Source organism: Enterobacter cloacae complex sp. IR5428 (assembly GCF_049238585.1).
Lineage (GTDB): Bacteria > Pseudomonadota > Gammaproteobacteria > Enterobacterales > Enterobacteriaceae > Enterobacter > Enterobacter intestinihominis.
The window spans coordinates 454,285-472,341 of record NZ_JBMKHV010000001.1; the positions used below are offsets into that span (position 1 = coordinate 454,285).

The following is an 18,057-nucleotide window of genomic DNA, read 5'->3' on the forward strand; positions in this document are numbered from 1 at the left end:
AATTCCTTATCAATACGCCCGGGATGCCCAGAACGCCGTCAGGCGTTCCCAGGTCAGTTCCTGCGTTGAATGAAGTTGTAATCCCGCATGGTTCAGGCCAGGCCCAATCCCGACCGACAGCATTCCTGCAGCGTTGATCGCATCTACCCCTGCGGCGGCATCTTCGATACCAATGGCCTCTTCAGGACGCACGTTCAGTCCTTTACAGGCTGCAAGGAAGATCTCCGGGTCCGGCTTTGAGCGGCAAATGCGCGAAGCATCGGCGCAAAAATCGAAAGCCTGATGAATGCCCAACGCGTGCAAAATCCCAGGGGCATTAAGCGATACGGATGCCAGCCCAATTTTGACCTTCGCGGCGCGAATATCCGCCAGCACGTCGCGAATACCCGGGAGCAGCGAATCCTGCGTCAGTGATGCCAGCGACTGGACGTAAAGCGCGTTTTTTTTCGTCGCCAGCGCCAGGCGCTGCTCGTCACTGAACATCCCCTCTTTCCCGCCATGTTTCAGAATGCGCTGGAGGGAGTCCATACGGCTTATTCCCTTCAGCTGTTCGTTAAATACTTCATCGAAGGTAATACCAATCTCCTCCGCCACGGCGCGCCAGGCCAGAAAGTGAAGATGCGCGGTATCGGTGATCACCCCGTCCAGATCGAATACAACAGCGTTAAGCGTCATGGCGCCCCTCCGTGGTAGCGGTCCCATTAACAGGTGCAAGAAAGTCCTTATGCGCGCAGACTTTTCGCCCTGATACGTGCAGCGTTTTACCCCACAGCGTCAACGTGACAGGTGCGGTAGTCTCAATGGTTAACTGGTCATTTTCACAGGTAATGTGCATTGTTGCGTCCCGCCACCGCAGCGGGAAGGCGAGTTTCTGCCAGTGAACAGGCAGTTTCGGTGCAAGATGCAGCTCCCCTTCGCTAATGTGCAGGCCAGCAAACCCCTGAATAGCGCCCAACCAGATCGCACCGGTGGCGGCGGCATGAATACCGTCATCACTGCTGTGTGGGTCGTCCCCCAGGTCGATGGCGATACCGTCACGCCAGAAGGCATACGCCCCCTCGGTGTCACCGCAGCGTGCGAGCACAATGCCGTGAATGGCTTTACTCAGGGATGAATCATGAATCGTGCGTGGCTCGTAGAACGCAAGATTGGCGGCACATTGCTGCGGCGTAAACCGTTCCGGCAGCAGGTAGTTAAGCATCACCACATCGGCCTGCTTCAGGATCTGCATCTCGTTCACTTCCGCGCGAGAGTAATCAAGCAGAATGGTTTGCTTACCCGCTTTGGCTTTATAGCGGCTCAGATCGATGGCAGGTTTTGCCATGAAGGTATCATCCTGCGGGATCACACCGTCTGCGTCGGCCTCTGGCAGCCACAGGCGCGCCAGGAACTTCCCGGCATTCTCCGTAAAACGCGCATCTTCACGGCCAAACATCGCCATAAACTGACGCGCGCAGGCAACGTTGTGCCAGGCCAGATAGTTGGTGTAGGCGTTGTTGTTGACATGCTCGGTGTATTCATCCGGTCCGATCACGTCATGGATCTCAAGACGACCATTGATTTCCGTCGCGCGTCCCATCCAGAACGAAGCGGTTTCCATCAGTAGCGTCAGCCCCTCATTCCGCATAAAGGCATCGTCGTGTGTTGCCTGCCAGTAAGCGACCACGGCCCAGGCGATATCAGCCACGATGTGATGTTCAGCGAGTGCGGAAGCCACCTTCTGGCGAACCCCGGTGCGGATGTTGATTGCCGCGAATTCTGGCGTCTCTTCCTGTCCGCTGGCCGCACTTTCCCACGGGAACAATGCACCCGGCCAACCGTTACGGCGCGCTTTTTCCCGTGCGCCTGCCAGATTAAGCCAGCGATAGCGTAGCAGGCTGCGGGCAATCTGCGGGCGGGTAAACAGATGGAACGGCAGCAGGAAAATTTCGGTATCCCAGAAGACGTGCCCCTTGTACCCCTCACCCGTCAGCCCTTTCGCCGCAATACTGCTTCGCTCATCATGAGCAGGCGTCATTGTCGTCAGATGCCAGACGGCGTAATCCAGCGCCAGCTGATCCTGTTGCTCTGTGGAAGTCACTTCCACACGTGCGTCGCGCCAGACATCTTTCCAGGCATACGCTGAGCTTTCAAGCAACGCCTCATAACCTCTTGCCGCACAGACTTTAAGATCGGCCAGCGCGTTGCGCGCGAATGACTCCTGCGACAGCGCTTTCTCGCTACGATGAGCCACCCAGACGATCTTTTCAAGCGTGACAGTGTCACCTCGAGCAATCGTCAGCGAATGATGCACGCTGAGACGGCGGTTTTTGGCGGTGAAACAGCTGTCGCTCTTCGTCGAGAGCTGGCAAAACGCCGAAACCACAATCTCAGACGCCCGGTCCTGCGTTTCATACACGCCCTGCATGTAATGCTGGTCAAAGACCCTGACCGAGATTTCATCCAGATGCTGCCTGCCGCTGTTCGTTTGTGTCGCATCTATGCCGGTTTTCAGCACGGCCTGAGCGTCGCCATCAAGCGGTGTGATCGAGAACTGCATTGCCACTAAGGGCAACTGGTCCAGCGAAACAAAACGACGGCTCTCCAGCCGATAACGTTTCCCGTCGGGTGCACGCCAGACAACGTTGCGATGCAGTTCGCCGTTAGCAAAGGCCAGCTCGCGCTGCCATTCAAGAATTTCGCCTGACAGGAGCGTGAAATTGACGCCATCAAGCTCAACATCAATACCGGTGATATCCGGCAGATTGACCAGCTCAGTAGTCTCGTTGCGACCCGCGCAATGATAAAGCCCCGCGAGATACATGCCTCTGGTCTGCTGGGTGTAATCTTCTTCATGCGTAGCGCGAATGCCCATGTATCCATTCCCGCATGTCATGACAGAGGCATATTTGTTCAGGCTGTGAGGACAAAAGCCCGGATCGTTTAATACAGACACGTTCAGCATAATGTCACGCTTTCCCCTGTTTCTGCTGATTCATAAAGCGCGGCAACAAGCTGTTGTATAACCAGACCCTGTTCTGCGTCAGCGATCATAACTTGCTCTCCCAGCACATGACGCACGAAGGCATCCATACTGCGCAGATGGCGCTGATCGTCCGCCTCTTCACGATGGATAAGGGTTTCTAAAACACCGGCTTCGTCGTTATAGATATGCGCCGGGAACAGCGTTGCGCCTGCCTTTTCACCGCAGAAAGAGACGTTCATGATGGACTGCTCGCGGATGTTAAGCGCAAAGGAGGTGTCCAGACGCAGAACGCCGCCGTTGCAGAATTCAATCGTGCCAAACAGGGCATCTTCCACGGTAAACTGCGTAGGATCCCATTCGCCAAACTGACCGTTGTGTTTCCGGTTCCCCAGTCTCTGGAAGCTGTGCGCGGTTACCCGCTTCACAGCCGGGAAGCCCAACACGTACATCGCAGCATCCAGCATATGAATGCCGATATCGATAAGCGGCCCGCCACCCTGGAGCGATTTATTGGTGAAAACGCCCCACCCCGGCACACCGCAGCGACGCAGCGCCTGCGCGGAAGTGAAGTAAATTTCACCGAGTGTGCCGTTCATTACCGCATCGCGCAGGAGCTGGGTGTCCAGGGCAAAGCGATGATGAAAATCATACGCAAGGACTTTTCCTGCCTTGCGCGCCGCGATGCGCATCTGGTCGGCCTGTTCCGGCGTCATTGCCGGCGGCTTTTCACACATCACATGGCAACCCGCTTCGAGAGCCGCCATCACATGTTCAAAATGGAACCGGTTAGGCGAACAGACGCTCACCACATCCGGTTTTACTTTCTGCAACATCTCGTGAGCGTCCTGCCATGCCGATGGAATGGCATAACGTTCCGCGAACGCCTGTGCCTGCTCAAGGCGGCTGTCCATGACAGCCACCATTTGAACATCACTGCGCGTGGCGTAATACGAGGCATGCACTTTGTCTGCAACCTGCCCGGCGCCAATGATGGCGACGCGCAGAGGCAAAGGTGTAGAAGCACTCATCACGCTCGTCATCCTTAGCATTCACGCAGGTAATTGAGTGAGTCCTGATAGGCTTGAGCCGGCTCGTCGGCACGAACCCGGCACTCGTACACCACATAACCCTGATAGTTATCAGCACGCAGCTGACCGAACAGGCTGGCGAAATCGAGGCTGCCGCTGCCCGGCTGATAGCGGTGGTTATCAGCAATGTGCACATGACCCAGCAGGTCGCGGTTGTGATGCAGCGCTTCCGTCAGTGAGTCTTCTTCAATGTTCATGTGGTAGAAATCACCGATGATCTGCACGTGCTTCAGGCCGTTCTCTTCGATATAACGACGCGCGTCGGCCAGGGTGTTGATCATATGATCCTGATAGCGGTTCAGCGGCTCCAGGTAGACGGTAGTACCGGTGCGCGCTGCTACCTCATCCAGCCAGCGCAGGGAAGCGCTGACCGCTTTGCGATCGCCATCCAGGCTACGTGGCGAAGTCATTGGCGGCAGACGGAAGGTAAACATCCCCCAGGCAGCCGGGACGATAATCCCTTTGCCGCCCACTTCTGCCAGCGCTTCCAGAATGCGTTCAATCTGCTGGAGACCGTTCAGGCGGCGTTCTTCGATGAAATCCCCGATCCAGCCATCGTATCCGCCACACGCCGTCGTAACCGGCAGACCGGTGGCTTTGATAGCGGCTTTCACTTCGTCGAGATGTTCAACCAGCAGCCGGCCATCTATTTCGTAGCCATCAAATCCCATCGCTTTGATGTATTTGAATTTTTCCATGATAGTGGTCGGGAAAAAGGCCTGGTTTTGTGTTGCGATTTTCATGATTTGCTGTCCTTAGCTTAAAAAGTAACGCCCATTTTGATACTGAGTTCCGGGTGCTGATCGACATACTTCATGTAGCTTTCCGGGCTGGTGGTGAAGGTGACGACCGGGTCGATCAGATCTTCACAATTGAGATAACCGTTCATCAGCAATTCCCAGCAGGTCTCTTCAATACGCTTGCGACTCCAGCGTGGATAATCCGGGTTGGGTTCACTGCATGCGCGGGAGAAGACAATCTTCGCGTTGTTGAAGTGTGCTTCGCGGCCCAGGTTGAAGCCTGCCGCAAAAGGTTTGGCGAAAGCCACGTAAGAGATCGTGCCGCCGTAGGCGAGTCCGCGCAGCGCAGATTGCAGCGCATCTGCAAAGCCGCTGGTTTCGATGATCACATCCGCGCCCTGCTTGCCGGTCAGTTTCTTAATTTCAAGACCGACATCGGTACCGATTGGGTTCAGGCAGTGGTCCGCACCGTGACGGCGGGCGATCTCACAGCGATGTTCAATAGGATCGACACCAATAACCACTGACGCGCCAGCTTTTTTCGCCAGCTGAATCGCAATCTGGCCAATAGCGCCCAGCCCGACAACTACAACGAAATCCCCTACGCGGACGTTAGCATCACGCACGCCGCTCATGGCGAACTGAGCCGGATCGTAACAAACGGCGTTTTTCCAGGATGCGCCCTGCGGCATTTTGCGCAGCTTATAGTTGTTCACCGCGTTGACGATGACCGTTTCCTGCAATGGACCGTAGCAGCAAACGCTGTCGCCGATCTGGTATTCCGTTACGTCCGCACCACATTCGATGATGTCGCCGACGATCATGTTTCCCAGCTGGAAATTACCAAATTCGATGCCGCGTGCTGCCCCCTCTTCACGTGGGGTAAACATCTGCCACTCGGCGTTAAACTCTTCATCAATGAACGGGCTTGCCGCGCGGAAATCCACAACTTCGGTGCCGTGTTTCGGGGCGCCATAACGGGCACGAATCTTCACTTCATGTGCTGCAACAGGACGATCTTCGTATTCCACCAGCGCCGCTACACGAGGCGCTGTCGCAACTAATTTTTTCATGACTCACTCCTTGTTAAAATCGGCCGCCTCAGCCCTTTACGCCGCCGGCGGTCAAACCACTTTTAATAAAACGTTCAGACAGGGCATACATAATGACAACGGGCAGTGCGGTCACCAGCGATGCCGCCATCATGCGACCCCAGATGTAATCTGGCGTACTGAAGAGCGTGTTCAGCCCCACCGGCAACGTGAAGTTGCTGGCGCTGGACAGGAAAATGGAGGCGAACAGGTAGTCATTCCACGCCACCATGAAGCAGTAAACGAAGACTGACACCAGACCCGAGATCGCCAGCGGCACGGTGATGCGGAAGATGATTTGCAGGCGGTTCAGGCCGTCCATCATCGCGGCTTCTTCTATCTCATCCGGGATAGTGTCGAAATAGCTGCGCAGCATAAAGACCGCAGTCGGCAACGTCTGCGTCACCATGGTGATGATCAGCGCCAGCTCGGTGTCATAAATGCCGAGCGCGGTGATGATTTTGAACAGCGGCACTACCAGCAGGATCCCGGAGAACATATAGACGGTGTAGAAGCTCGCATTGATCGTCGTGCGCCCTTTAAAGCGCAGTTTGGATAATGCATAAGCGCCCAGCGTACCGAGAAACACCGCAATGACCGAGGAGGTCAGTGACACCAACATGCTGTTACGGAAATAATCCACAAACGGGAAAATCAGCGGGTTAAAGATGTCGATGTAGTGCTGTAACGTCCACTCCTGCGGCAGGATAGTCGGGTGCAGTGAGATCGCCTCTTTCGCGCTTTTGAACGATGTCATCAGCATCACAAAAAACGGAAACAGCGTGATAATCAGGAATACCGCCAGTCCCAGATAAAAACCGATACGGCCCAGAACGCGTTTATTTGTTGCCATTGAGGTTTACCCTTTTTCTGGTCAGCAGAATGACAGCGAATATGATCACAAACAGCACAACGGAAATGGCGGCTGCTTTACCCAGGTCATTGAACGCAAAGGCGGTTTTGTAGAGATATACGCCCAGAATGTCGACCTTGGTGGTGAGCAGATAAACATCCGCAAACATGTAGAACATCCAGATGGTGCGCAGCGTGACCACCGTGGCCAGCACCGGCATGATGGCGGGCAACGTCACGATACGAAAACGCTGCCAGGCATTCGCCCCGTCCATCTCTGCCGCTTCGTACAAGGATTTATCAATGGTCTGTAGAATCGCGAGGAACGAGATAAAGGCATACGGGAAGTAACGCCAGATGGCGAACAGCACGACCAGGACAAAACTGCTGCCAGGGTTATCGAACCACAGCGGCGCCTGATCGTAGAGATGCAGCAGATCAACGCCAAGATAGTTCACAATTCCGTAGCCGTTGTTGAACATGTATTTCCAGGCAAATACCAGTGAAATAGACGGCGTCACATAGGACAGTATCACCAGTGAACGTGCCGTTTTCCGCATGCGGAATTCACGGTTAAAGAAGATCGCTACGGCCAGCCCCAGTCCGGTGCTGCCGATCACCACCAGCGCCGTATACCAGAACGTCATCCACAGGGAGTGCCAGAACGCAGCATCGCCCAGGATGCGAATGTAGTTATCCAGACCGACGAACACCGCATCAATACGCGGATTCAGCGGTAAACGTAAAAAACTGATTTCAATGTTAGAAATCATTGGCCAGGCCACCAGGCCCCCCAGCAAAATCAGGCTGGGGGCCAACAGCAGCATGGCGAAAGGCATATCTGAACGACCAGAAAACAACGTCTTCATAATTCCCTTCGCAAAGCGCTCCTATCGTTGTGATATCAGGTCAGTCAGTTTCTTCTGGCTGTTGCTTAACGTCGCATTGAGATCTTTTTGTCCCACCGTCACGTTATGCACCATGGAACTGATAATGCCGGACCCGGTAACATCTCCCATGCGGGTAAAGTTCTTGTCGCCCACGGCACCAAACACCTGGACGTTCGGGAACTGCGCAATCAGCTCGTAAGGCAGTTGACCAAAGGCCTTGATAACGTCGTTGTTTTTCCAGGAATCAGTGCCCACCACGAGTTTATTGACCGGTAGCGCGGCGCCCGGAGACATCATGACCCAATCAGAGGCGTTCTGAGCCTGCTCCATCCAGGTGACAAATTTCTCGGCGGCCTGCGTTTCCTCTTCGGTCTGGCCGGTAGTGATCGTCAAAGAAGTGATCATGCCGTACACGGCTGATGATTTTTCCGTCGGGACAACGAACCCCAGGTTGGCCGGATTGCCATCTTTGAAGACCGCGGGCAGGATATAGGTAGAGTAAACGGCCATAGGCGCAGAACCGTTCATGAAGGCGTCTTTGATCTCCATGACATCATTCGAGCCCGGCATGGTGTTCGCGGCCAGTGCCCTATAAAACTCCAGCGCTTTCGACATCTCAGGGGTATCGATTTTCACGCTGCCGTTTGCATCAAAGACGTTGGCCCCTCCTGACAAAGCAAATTGCGAGAAAGCCTGCTCCGTCATGACGCTTTCTGCGGTTGGAAGCGCGATACCGTAATGTTTTTTAGCCGGATCGTTGAGCGCCTGACTGGCTTTCAGCAGTTGCTCCCAGTTGTGCGGCTCTTCAATACCCGCTGCCGCGAGCGCATCTTTGTGATACCAGACGCCGGACAGCCAGGCGCTAACCGGCACCCCCGTCCATGCCCTGCCATCTTCCGTGCGAACAACGCGTAAAATACCGTCGTAAAATGTCTCCTCGCCCACCGCCTTGACGGCGCGGCCGATGGCGTCACGATCCAGCAACTGCTCTTTATCCATGACTTTGGCGTAGTCATGACTGATCTCTATCACCTCCGGTAGCGCACCGGTACGTGCCAGAGTAATAACCTTGGTGTTGTAGGCATCTTCTTCAACGGGTACCTGCTTCACCGTAATTGACGGGTTCTCTTTCTCGAATTTCTCGATCAGTTTCGTTATCACCGCCTGGCGTTCCTGTTCAACCGACGAGTGCATAAACTCAATGGTGACCTGAGATGCTTTATCGTCCTTACAGCCTGATAACAGGGCGCACGAAACCAGTGCTGATAACAGCACAATTTTGGGCATTTTCATTTTAGGGTCCTTTTTAGTTTTCTTTAATCCACATTACCTGCCATGGATTGAGGGTCAGATCCGTACCGCTAATATGTTGTCCTGATAGTAATTCCTTACCAGATAGCGTTTGCTCATAAACGGTCTGCATTTTATTGCTAAAATTAAATAATGCTGTAATACGTTCGCCATTTTCAGCAACACGGATAATTTTAAGAATTTGTTCACCTATTGCGTCGAAAACAGCCTGACTGTCTGGATGGAATGCGCTTTCCCCGCGACGAATAGCGATAAGCCCACTCAAACGAGAATAAATTTGAGAACGAATACTTTTCTTATTATTCAGTTCGCTATCGACCTGCCCCGCCATGTATTTTTTCCGGTTAATCGCGCGGTTATATCCGAGGCGTTCGACGCCTTCATAATCGTTCCGCGAACCAAGAATGCTCTGAATATAAACAGCCGGGACGCCTGGGAAACTTAACAACACAGCATGCGCGAGGAGGAACCTTGCAATACGTTCCTCATCTGAACTGTCTTGTAAACTTAACGCATCAAGATAGGTGACATTAATTTCATAAGGGCTTCGCGTTCCGTCAGGATTATTTTTCCAGTTGACCAGCGCGCCTTCCTGCTGAAGATTTTCGACCAACGAGAGGATCTCTGATTCCGGAAGAATGCCGCGCAGCGGATTCAAACCGATACCATCATGCGAGGCCAGGAAATTAAACCATGTAGTGTGTGAAGAAGGCAGTGCCAGCGACCCCGCCCATTGGCAAAGTGCTTTCACATCCTGACGATGAACGGCATGCAGCACCAGCGGAGGTAAGGAAAACTGATAGACCATCTGGGCTTCGTTTTCACCATCACCGAAGTAAGAGATGTTGTCTTTGTGCGGAACATTTGTCTCAGTAATGATCACCGTTCCAGGTGCCACGGCGTCCGTAATGGCGCGGAACAGCTGAATAAGGCAATGGGTTTGTTCCAGATGGATGCAGGTTGTTCCCGGGATTTTCCACATAAACCCGACCGCATCCAGACGAATATAACGCGCCCCTTCCATGAGGTAATGGAGCAGAACGTCAACCATTGCAATCAGCACCTGCGGCGAGGCGAAATTGAGATCGATCTGGTCATCGCTGAATGTAGTCCATAAATGACGTACGCTGCCATCATTAAGCGTAAACGGCGTCAACAGCGGTAAAGCGCGTGGGCGCGTCACCGCGGATAAATCGGTTTCCGGGTCGACAGAAATAAAGAAATCTTCATAACCAGGCTTCTGCGCCAGATAATTCGCAAACCATTCGCTTTTCGCTGACATATGATTGCAAACGAAATCAAACATTAAGCTGGCTGACTGTTTTAATTCCGCGACATCGCGCCAGTTTCCCGTTTCAGGTGCAACGGTATGATAATCAATAACGGAAAAACCATCATCTGATGACCACGGATAGAAAGGTAAAAGATGGACATGAGAAAAAGTACGAGAAAGCCACTCATTATAGAACCGGGTAAATACCGGCAATGCTTTCTCCCCTTTCGCGGAGATCTGATCGGCATAGGTAATCAGAACAACATCTTTTTCATCCCAACCTGACTTACGCTTCTCCGTAATATTAACCGCCGCCTGTTGAAGCTTAGTTAATAACACGTCAAGGTGTGCATCTGAAAATGATTCACCGTAAATATGATTGATAAGGTATTTAATTTTTGCGTTCACATTATTTTCCATGGTAGCGGTCCCACGGAGTGGCAATCTACTCCCATGAAAAATTTCTGTCAACGGACCTGGGGGCTGAAAAAGGCATTCTCAAAGCAGCGCAACGCAGTAATGTGAGCTGCCGCAAAGAAAGAGAAAAAGCAGAGGGGGAATTCATGCCCTCTCTCAGCGCGAGAAAGGGCTTATATGAGCGGGATTAGCGTGAAAAGTAGCGACGTGAAACGCGTTTTGCCAGTTTTTGTAACAGCGGCTCCAGGGCGACCGCCAGCAACATTCTGACCGGCTTACGGGCAACAGACTTGATCGCCCAGCCCGCCACACCAGCCGGACCATAACGTAACGCCGTCATCAGAACCAGTTTACCTGCGATTTTCAGGCCGGGTTTTACCTTCTGACCGGCCTGTTGCCAGTTTTGTTTCATGTAAGTTCTCTCTTAAAGCTGACGGAAACGACTTCTCAGCGTAAAGGTATCGGAGGTGACATAACGTTCCATCTCGCGCAATCGCTTCTCCCCTGCGCTCAGCTGTTCATCCACCGCGTTAAGAAGATCGCTGCTGGTTGGCGTGTTTTCCGCATCCAGCTCACCTTCCGGCATCGGATCAAGTACAAACGACAGAATGATGTAAGCCACCAGTGTAATAAAGGCCAGGCCAAAGAAAATCGACAATACGGTGACCACACGTACCAGTTTTACCGGGACATCCAGATAGTGTGCCAGCCCGGCGCAAACGCCCCGAACCATGCCCTGCTGCGGGATGCGCCACAGTTTTTTATTCAGATTTAGTCCAGCCATTAACGCTCCCTCCAGTTCGGGTGTTCCGCATCCAGGATGGCTTCCAGCGCCTGAATACGTTCGCGCATTTTGTTTGCCTCAGAAGAGAGCTGCGCCAGCCGCTGTTGCTCGCTTTGCGACAGCTCCCCGCGAGAAGAGCGGTTGCTGTAGTGCAGCCATAACCAGATGGGCAGAACAAACAGCACGAAAATTGTCAGGGGTATTGCCAGAAAAAGCGCGCTCATGTGTACTCCTTGTCTTGCGATGCGGCACGCTCAGGTGCCGCAGGATTTATTATTGGTTGTCTTGCTTCATTTTGGCTTTCAGCGCCGCCAGCTGCTCGCTAATTTCATCATCGGCTTTCAGGTCAGCAAACTGCTGATCCAGGGTTTTCTGCTTACCGATGCTGTGGCTTTCGGCTTCCGCTTCCATGTGGTCGATACGACGTTCGAACGATTCGAAACGCGCCATCGCTTCATCCAGTTTGCCGCTGTCCAGCTGGCGACGCACGTCGCGGGACGAACTTGCAGCCTGGTGGCGCAGCGCCAGCGCCTGTTGACGTGCACGGGTTTCGCTGAGTTTGTTTTCAAGCTCACCAATCTCTTTCTTCATACGCGTCAGAGTATCATCCACCAGCGTCACTTCATGTTCCAGCGTGGCAACCATATCGGTCAGCTTCTGCTTCTCAATCAGCGCAGCGCGGGCCAGATCTTCTTTATCTTTGCGCAGCGCCAGTTCAGCTTTTTCCTGCCACTCGTTAAGCTGGGCAGTCGCCTGCTCGATACGACGCGTTAACTGCTTCTTCTCTGCCAGCGCGCGGGCGGAGGTGGAGCGTACTTCAACCAGCGTGTCTTCCATCTCCTGAATCATCAGGCGCACCAGCTTCTGCGGATCTTCTGCTTTCTCCAGCAGCGAGTTGATGTTGGCGTTCACGATGTCGGCAAAACGAGAAAAAATACCCATAATTAAATCCTCATAGTTCTGTTATCGGGCGATGCCCTGCTGAGTAGTTAATACAAATCCCATGCCAACTTTTTATCTTATTGATTTTACTGAGTGTGATTGATATTTATCCATCCAGCGGCTATTCTCACCTGGTGAATATCACTAAGGAGTGGTTAATTTCATCATGGCTGAATATAAAGACAATTTGCTTGGCGAGGCAAACAGCTTCCTGGAAGTGCTTGAGCAGGTATCGCGCCTGGCGCCGCTGAATAAACCGGTGCTCATTATCGGTGAGCGCGGAACGGGTAAAGAACTTATCGCTAACCGTCTGCACTTTCTGTCTGGCCGCTGGGACGGGCCTTTTATTTCGCTTAACTGCGCGGCGCTGAATGAAAATTTGCTAGACACGGAGCTTTTCGGTCATGAAGCCGGCGCGTTTACTGGCGCACAAAAACGGCACCCCGGTCGTTTTGAACGTGCCGACGGCGGAACGCTCTTTCTCGACGAGCTGGCGACCGCGCCAATGCTGGTGCAGGAAAAGCTGCTGCGCGTCATTGAGTATGGCGAACTGGAACGCGTTGGCGGAAGTCAGCCGCTTCAGGTTAACGTTCGCCTGGTGTGCGCCACTAACGCCGATCTGCCCGCGATGGTGGCAGAAGATAAATTCCGCGCCGACCTGCTGGACCGGCTGGCTTTCGATGTCGTCCAGTTGCCGCCGCTGCGTGAGCGGCGCAGCGATATCATGCTGCTGGCCGATCAATTTGCCATTCAAATGTGCCGGGAACTGGGCCTGCCGCTCTTTCCGGGCTTCAGCGAACAGGCCACCGAGACCCTGCTCGGTTACCACTGGCCGGGGAATATCCGTGAACTGAAAAACGTGGTGGAACGGTCTGTTTACCGTCATGGCAGCAGCGAGACCGAACTGGACAACATTATTCTCGATCCGTTTCGGCGCGAGGTTAAACAGCCCCTTGCTCCGGCGGCGCGCCAGCATGATCCGGCGTTGCCGCTCGATTTACGCCAGTTCCAGCATCATCAGGAGCAGCAACTGCTGGAACGGAGCCTGAAAGAGGCGAAATATAACCAGAAACGGGCAGCTGAACTGCTGGGTCTGACCTACCATCAGTTAAGGGCATTGCTCAAAAAACATCAAATGCGCTGACATTATCAGCACTTACCCCCAGACATTTTTACGAAGCAGGCGTAAGTGCGATACACTTTGCAGATCGAATCTAAAAACCTTAAAAACTATGCGCCTGGTTTTATCATCCCTGTTTGCACTCGGTCTGTTCAGCAATCTGGCCTTTGCTGCGCCCGATCGTACTGCGCCTCCTGATATTCGTGATAGTGGTTTCGTCTATTGCGTCAGCGGGCAAGTTGATACCTTTAACCCGCAAAAGGCGGGGAGCGGCGTGATTGTTGATACGCTGGCCGCACAGATTTACGATCGCCTGCTCGACGTCGATCCTTATACCTATCGGCTGGTTCCGGAGCTTGCTGAAAGTTGGGAAGTGCTTGATAACGGCGCCACGTACCGCTTCCGTCTACGCGATGATGTGGCTTTTCAGCACACCCCGTGGTTTACCCCAACCCGCAAGCTCAACGCGGATGACGTGGTTTTCACCTTCCAGCGCATCTTTAACCGCAACCATCCGTGGCATAACGTCAACGGCGGAAACTTCCCCTACTTCGACAGTCTGCAATTCGCGGACACGGTGAAAAGCGTTCGTAAACTGGATAACCGCACGGTTGAGTTTCGCCTGACGCGCCCGGACGCCTCCTTCCTCTGGCACCTGGCGACGCACTACGCGTCCGTCATGTCAGCCGAATACGCGGATCAGCTGACGAAAAAGGATCGTCAGGAACGTCTCGATCGTGAGCCTGTGGGCACAGGACCCTTCCAGTTAGCTGAGTACCGCGCCGGACAATACATTCGCCTGCAACGACACGATCATTTCTGGCGCGGCAAACCGCTGATGCCGCAGGTTATTGTTGATCTGGGTTCAGGTGGAACAGGCCGCCTCTCCAAACTGCTGACCGGTGAGTGCGACGTCCTTGCGTGGCCTGCGGCCAGCCAGTTGACTATTTTGCGCGACGACCCCCGCCTGCGCCTGACCCTACGCCCGGGAATGAACATCGCCTATCTGGCGTTTAACACCGATAAGCCACCGCTGAATAATCCGGCCGTGCGCCATGCGCTGGCGTTAGCGATCAACAATCAGCGTCTGATGCAGTCGATTTATTACGGCACCGCGGAAACCGCCGCCTCTATTCTGCCCCGCGCCTCCTGGGCCTATGACGGCGAGGCGAAGATCACGGAATATAATCCGGCGAAAGCGCGCGAACAGCTTAAAGCACTGGGGGCAGAAAACCTGACGCTTCAGCTGTGGGTACCCACCAGCTCTCAGGCGTGGAACCCCAGCCCGCTGAAAACCGCCGAACTGTTGCAGGCAGATATGGCCCAGGTGGGCGTGAAGGTGATCATCGTTCCTGTCGAAGGCCGTTTCCAGGAGGCGCGTCTGATGGACATGAATCACGACTTAACGCTGGCTGGCTGGTCTACCGACAGTAACGACCCGGACAGCTTCTTCCGTCCGCTGCTGAGCTGTGCGGCGATCAACTCCCAGACCAACTACGCGCACTGGTGTAACCGGGAATTTGATGCTGTGCTGCAAAAAGCCCTCTCATCTCAACAGCTTGCTTCACGCATTGAGGCCTACGATGAAGCGCAAAATATTCTGGCCAGAGAGCTTCCCGTGTTGCCGCTTGCCTCTTCCCTGCGCCTTCAGGCCTACCGTTACGATATAAAAGGGCTGGTACTCAGCCCGTTTGGTAACGCCTCCTTCGCGGGCGTGACTCGTGAGAAAGAACAAGAGGTGAAAAAACCATGATTATATTTACCTTGCGGCGGCTGCTGTTACTGCTGGTCACCCTGTTCTTCCTGACCTTTGTCGGCTTTAGCCTTAGCTACTTTACGCCGCACGCCCCGCTTCAGGGCTCATCCCTCTGGGACGCCTGGCTGTTCTGGTTTAACGGCCTGTTGCACTGGGATTTTGGCGTGTCCAGCATCAACGGACAGCTCATCTCTGAGCAGCTGAAGATGGTTTTCCCGGCCACCATGGAGCTGTGTATACTCGCCTTTGGCTTTGCCCTCATGGTGGGGATCCCGGTGGGGATGCTGGCGGGAATTTATCGCAATAAATGGCAGGATAAATTCATCAGCGCGCTTGCCTTAATTGGCTTTTCCATCCCTGTTTTCTGGCTGGCGCTGCTGCTTACCCTCTTCTTCTCACTGACGTTAGGCTGGCTTCCGGTGTCTGGCCGTTTCGACCTGCTGTATAACGTGCAAACGGTGAGCGGCTTCGCCATCGTTGACGCCTGGCTTTCCGATTCAATCTGGCGCGACGAAATGATCGTGAGCGCCCTGCGCCATATGGTGCTGCCAGTGCTCACGCTGGCCGTCGCACCGACGACCGAAGTGATCCGCCTGATGCGCATCAGCACTATCGAAGTCTTCGATCAAAACTATGTGAAAGCCGCCGCCACACGCGGACTGTCTCGCCTGACGATTCTACGTCGCCATGTGCTGCACAATGCGTTGCCGCCGGTAATCCCACGGCTTGGGCTGCAATTCTCAACCATGCTGACGCTGGCGATGATCACCGAGATGGTTTTCAGCTGGCCGGGCCTTGGACGCTGGATGATCAACGCCATTCGCCAGCAGGATTACGCTGCGATCTCCGCCGGAGTGATGGTGATTGGCTCGCTGGTTATTATTGTTAACGTTGTTTCCGATATTTTGGGTGCCATGGCCAACCCGTTGAAGCATAAGGAATGGTATGCCTTACGATAACGTCTACAGCGAAAAGCGCACGCCTGGTGCGCTACGCACCGTGTGGCGTAATTTCTACGGCGACACCACGGCGATGATCGGCTTTTACGGCTGCATTGGCCTCGTGTTGCTGTGTGTTTTGGGTTCGTGGTTTGCGCCGTATGGCATCGATCAGCAGTTCCTTGGTTATCAGCTTTTACCGCCATCGTGGTCGCGTTACGGGGAGGTTTCGTTCTTCCTAGGGACTGATGATCTCGGACGCGACGTGCTAAGTCGTTTACTGAGCGGCGCCGCACCTACGGTAGGCGGCGCGTTCGTGGTCACCCTGGCCGCCGCGATATGCGGCCTTGCGCTGGGCATTTTTGCCGGCTCAACCCACGGGCTGCGGTCTGCCGTGCTTAATCATATTCTTGATACCTTGCTCTCGATTCCTTCGCTGTTGCTGGCGATTATCGTCGTGGCCTTCGCGGGGCCGCACCTCACACATGCGATGTTCGCCGTCTGGCTGGCCATTCTGCCCCGCATGGTGCGATCGGTTTACAGCCTGGTTCACGACGAACTGGAGAAAGAGTATGTCGTCGCCGCCCGTCTGGACGGTGCCACCACGTTTAATATTTTGTGGTTTGCCGTGCTGCCTAACATTGCCGCCGGGCTGGTGACGGAGATCACCCGCGCCCTGTCGATGGCGATTCTGGATATCGCAGCGCTGGGCTTCCTGGACCTGGGCGCACAGCTCCCCTCCCCGGAATGGGGCGCAATGCTCGGCGATGCGCTGGAGCTGATTTACGTTGCGCCGTGGACGGTCATGCTGCCGGGCGCGGCCATTATGGTGAGCGTTCTGCTCGTTAACCTGCTTGGCGACGGGATCCGCCGCGCAATCAATGCGGGGGTGCAATAATGCCGTTACTTGATATCCGCAACCTCACGATCGAAATTAAAACGGGCGAAGGCTGGGTTAAAGCGGTGGATCGCATCAGTATTACGCTCGCTGAGGGCGAAATACGCGGGCTGGTGGGCGAATCGGGTTCCGGTAAGAGTCTAATCGCCAAAGCCATTTGCGGCGTGGCAAAGGACAACTGGCGGGTGACCGCCGACCGTATGCGTTTCGACGACATCGATCTGTTGCGTCTCTCCCCACGCGAACGCCGTAAACTGGTGGGCCATAACGTCTCGATGATTTTTCAGGAGCCGCAATCCTGTCTCGATCCGTCCGAGCGCGTCGGGAAACAGCTGATGCAGAATATCCCCGGCTGGACCTATAAAGGCCGCTGGTGGCAGCGTTTCGGCTGGCGTAAACGCCGTGCCATTGAGCTATTGCACCGTGTGGGGATCAAAGACCATAAAGACGCGATGCGCAGTTTCCCCTACGAACTGACCGACGGTGAATGCCAGAAAGTGATGATTGCTATCGCCCTGGCCAATCAGCCGCGTCTGCTGATTGCGGACGAACCGACGAACGCGATGGAGCCAACGACTCAGGCGCAGATTTTCCGCCTGCTCACGCGTCTGAACCAGAATAACAACACCACCATTTTGCTGATCAGCCATGACCTGCAAATGTTGAGCAAGTGGGCGGATAAAATTGACGTGATGTATTGCGGACAAACGGTAGAAACCGCGCCAAGTGAAGACCTGGTGACGACGCCGCATCATCCCTACACGCAGGCGCTGATCAGGGCGATCCCTGATTTTGGCAGCGCAATGCCACACAAGAGCCGTCTGAATACTCTGCCTGGCGCGATACCGCTGCTGGAATCGCTGCCCATTGGCTGCCGTCTGGGTCCGCGTTGCCCGTATGCTCAGCGTAAATGCATTGAAACACCGCGCCTGACAGGGCCGAAAAATCATCTGTTTGCCTGTCATTTCCCGCTGAACATGGAGAGAGAGTGA

18 protein-coding genes are annotated in these 18,057 nt (G+C 54.3%); 5 read left to right on the top strand and 13 right to left on the bottom strand.

Going from position 1 to position 18,057, the window contains the following annotated elements; translation table 11 throughout:
• Window positions 1-9: 9 nt before the first annotated feature.
• The 13 genes from pgmB to pspA all read right to left on the bottom strand — a co-directional run bounded on the left by pgmB (window position 10) and on the right by pspA (window position 12,353).
• Window positions 10-675 (bottom strand): beta-phosphoglucomutase, encoded by a 666-nt coding sequence (gene pgmB, locus ACOTXC_RS02055; RefSeq protein WP_022648295.1) that lies wholly within the window; start codon window positions 673-675, stop codon window positions 10-12.
• Entirely contained in the window at window positions 665-2,944 is a 2,280-nt protein-coding gene (locus ACOTXC_RS02060; RefSeq protein WP_421767363.1) for a glycoside hydrolase family 65 protein, read from the bottom strand. The genes pgmB and ACOTXC_RS02060 overlap by 11 nt, the downstream gene beginning before the upstream one ends.
• Entirely contained in the window at window positions 2,938-3,996 is a 1,059-nt protein-coding gene (locus ACOTXC_RS02065) for a Gfo/Idh/MocA family protein (RefSeq protein WP_154818338.1), read from the bottom strand. The genes ACOTXC_RS02060 and ACOTXC_RS02065 overlap by 7 nt, the downstream gene beginning before the upstream one ends.
• 11 nt (window positions 3,997-4,007) lie before the next feature.
• Window positions 4,008-4,796, bottom strand: a complete 789-nt coding sequence (locus ACOTXC_RS02070) for a sugar phosphate isomerase/epimerase family protein (protein WP_395036876.1) — start codon at window positions 4,794-4,796, stop codon at window positions 4,008-4,010.
• Window positions 4,797-4,813: 17 nt separating this feature from the next.
• Window positions 4,814-5,866 (bottom strand): zinc-dependent alcohol dehydrogenase, encoded by a 1,053-nt coding sequence (locus ACOTXC_RS02075; protein WP_421767364.1) that lies wholly within the window; start codon window positions 5,864-5,866, stop codon window positions 4,814-4,816.
• 28 nt (window positions 5,867-5,894) lie between these two features.
• Window positions 5,895-6,737, bottom strand: coding sequence for a carbohydrate ABC transporter permease (locus ACOTXC_RS02080; protein WP_232934643.1), 843 nt, complete (start codon window positions 6,735-6,737; stop codon window positions 5,895-5,897).
• Window positions 6,724-7,605, bottom strand: coding sequence for a carbohydrate ABC transporter permease (locus tag ACOTXC_RS02085; protein ID WP_022648300.1), 882 nt, complete (start codon window positions 7,603-7,605; stop codon window positions 6,724-6,726). Before ACOTXC_RS02085 ends, ACOTXC_RS02080 begins: the two co-directional genes overlap by 14 nt.
• A 21-nt stretch (window positions 7,606-7,626) precedes the next feature.
• Complete coding sequence (locus tag ACOTXC_RS02090; RefSeq protein WP_421767365.1) at window positions 7,627-8,919, bottom strand: ABC transporter substrate-binding protein; 1,293 nt, start codon at window positions 8,917-8,919, stop codon at window positions 7,627-7,629.
• A gap of 13 nt (window positions 8,920-8,932) precedes the next feature.
• Window positions 8,933-10,630 carry a sugar phosphorylase gene (locus ACOTXC_RS02095; protein WP_250116401.1) on the bottom strand — a complete coding sequence of 566 codons (1,698 nt, stop codon included), beginning with the start codon at window positions 10,628-10,630 and terminating at the stop codon, window positions 8,933-8,935.
• 184 nt (window positions 10,631-10,814) lie between these two features.
• Window positions 10,815-11,039, bottom strand: coding sequence for a phage shock protein PspD (gene pspD, locus ACOTXC_RS02100; protein WP_006810818.1), 225 nt, complete (start codon window positions 11,037-11,039; stop codon window positions 10,815-10,817).
• A 12-nt stretch (window positions 11,040-11,051) separates the two neighbouring features.
• A complete protein-coding gene (pspC, locus tag ACOTXC_RS02105) occupies window positions 11,052-11,411 on the bottom strand; it encodes an envelope stress response membrane protein PspC (RefSeq protein ID WP_006810819.1) in 360 nt (119 codons plus the stop codon).
• A complete protein-coding gene (pspB, locus tag ACOTXC_RS02110; protein WP_022648304.1) occupies window positions 11,411-11,635 on the bottom strand; it encodes an envelope stress response membrane protein PspB in 225 nt (74 codons plus the stop codon). Before pspB ends, pspC begins: the two co-directional genes overlap by 1 nt.
• Before the next feature lie 49 nt (window positions 11,636-11,684).
• On the bottom strand, window positions 11,685-12,353 hold the full coding sequence (gene pspA, locus ACOTXC_RS02115; RefSeq protein WP_022651342.1) for a phage shock protein PspA: 669 nt from the start codon (window positions 12,351-12,353) through the stop codon (window positions 11,685-11,687).
• Between the two features lie 151 nt (window positions 12,354-12,504).
• Between pspA and pspF the strand changes: the two genes are divergently transcribed.
• The 5 genes from pspF (at window position 12,505) to sapD (ending at window position 18,057) form a co-directional block, all read left to right on the top strand.
• Window positions 12,505-13,497 carry a phage shock protein operon transcriptional activator gene (gene pspF, locus ACOTXC_RS02120; protein ID WP_421767366.1) on the top strand — a complete coding sequence of 331 codons (993 nt, stop codon included), beginning with the start codon at window positions 12,505-12,507 and terminating at the stop codon, window positions 13,495-13,497.
• Between the two features lie 88 nt (window positions 13,498-13,585).
• Complete coding sequence (sapA, locus tag ACOTXC_RS02125) at window positions 13,586-15,226, top strand: ABC transporter substrate-binding protein SapA (protein ID WP_022648307.1); 1,641 nt, start codon at window positions 13,586-13,588, stop codon at window positions 15,224-15,226.
• The gene (gene sapB / locus ACOTXC_RS02130; protein ID WP_421767367.1) at window positions 15,223-16,188 is read left to right on the top strand and encodes a putrescine export ABC transporter permease SapB; all 966 of its coding nucleotides are present in this window, start codon (window positions 15,223-15,225) and stop codon (window positions 16,186-16,188) included. Before sapA ends, sapB begins: the two co-directional genes overlap by 4 nt.
• Window positions 16,175-17,065 carry a putrescine export ABC transporter permease SapC gene (sapC, locus tag ACOTXC_RS02135; RefSeq protein WP_003856843.1) on the top strand — a complete coding sequence of 297 codons (891 nt, stop codon included), beginning with the start codon at window positions 16,175-16,177 and terminating at the stop codon, window positions 17,063-17,065. Before sapB ends, sapC begins: the two co-directional genes overlap by 14 nt.
• Complete coding sequence (gene sapD, locus ACOTXC_RS02140; RefSeq protein ID WP_003856840.1) at window positions 17,065-18,057, top strand: putrescine export ABC transporter ATP-binding protein SapD; 993 nt, start codon at window positions 17,065-17,067, stop codon at window positions 18,055-18,057. The genes sapC and sapD overlap by 1 nt, the downstream gene beginning before the upstream one ends.

Excerpts from the sequence above, each read along its gene's own strand:
- ACOTXC_RS02090 (WP_421767365.1), bottom strand. The coding sequence starts at position 8,919 with ATGAAAATGCCCAAAATTGTGCTGTTATCAGCACTGGTTTCGTGCGCC.
- pgmB (WP_022648295.1), bottom strand. The coding sequence starts at position 675 with ATGACGCTTAACGCTGTTGTATTCGATCTGGACGGGGTGATCACCGAT.
- ACOTXC_RS02070 (WP_395036876.1), bottom strand. The coding sequence starts at position 4,796 with ATGAAAATCGCAACACAAAACCAGGCCTTTTTCCCGACCACTATCATG.
- pspA (WP_022651342.1), bottom strand. The coding sequence starts at position 12,353 with ATGGGTATTTTTTCTCGTTTTGCCGACATCGTGAACGCCAACATCAAC.
- pspB (WP_022648304.1), bottom strand. The coding sequence starts at position 11,635 with ATGAGCGCGCTTTTTCTGGCAATACCCCTGACAATTTTCGTGCTGTTT.
- ACOTXC_RS02080 (WP_232934643.1), bottom strand. The coding sequence starts at position 6,737 with ATGGCAACAAATAAACGCGTTCTGGGCCGTATCGGTTTTTATCTGGGA.
- ACOTXC_RS02075 (WP_421767364.1), bottom strand. The coding sequence starts at position 5,866 with ATGAAAAAATTAGTTGCGACAGCGCCTCGTGTAGCGGCGCTGGTGGAA.
- sapD (WP_003856840.1), top strand. The coding sequence starts at position 17,065 with ATGCCGTTACTTGATATCCGCAACCTCACGATCGAAATTAAAACGGGC.
- sapC (WP_003856843.1), top strand. The coding sequence starts at position 16,175 with ATGCCTTACGATAACGTCTACAGCGAAAAGCGCACGCCTGGTGCGCTA.
- sapB (WP_421767367.1), top strand. The coding sequence starts at position 15,223 with ATGATTATATTTACCTTGCGGCGGCTGCTGTTACTGCTGGTCACCCTG.
- ACOTXC_RS02095 (WP_250116401.1), bottom strand. The coding sequence starts at position 10,630 with ATGGAAAATAATGTGAACGCAAAAATTAAATACCTTATCAATCATATT.
- ACOTXC_RS02060 (WP_421767363.1), bottom strand. The coding sequence starts at position 2,944 with ATGCTGAACGTGTCTGTATTAAACGATCCGGGCTTTTGTCCTCACAGC.
- sapA (WP_022648307.1), top strand. The coding sequence starts at position 13,586 with ATGCGCCTGGTTTTATCATCCCTGTTTGCACTCGGTCTGTTCAGCAAT.
- pspD (WP_006810818.1), bottom strand. The coding sequence starts at position 11,039 with ATGAAACAAAACTGGCAACAGGCCGGTCAGAAGGTAAAACCCGGCCTG.
- ACOTXC_RS02085 (WP_022648300.1), bottom strand. The coding sequence starts at position 7,605 with ATGAAGACGTTGTTTTCTGGTCGTTCAGATATGCCTTTCGCCATGCTG.
- pspC (WP_006810819.1), bottom strand. The coding sequence starts at position 11,411 with ATGGCTGGACTAAATCTGAATAAAAAACTGTGGCGCATCCCGCAGCAG.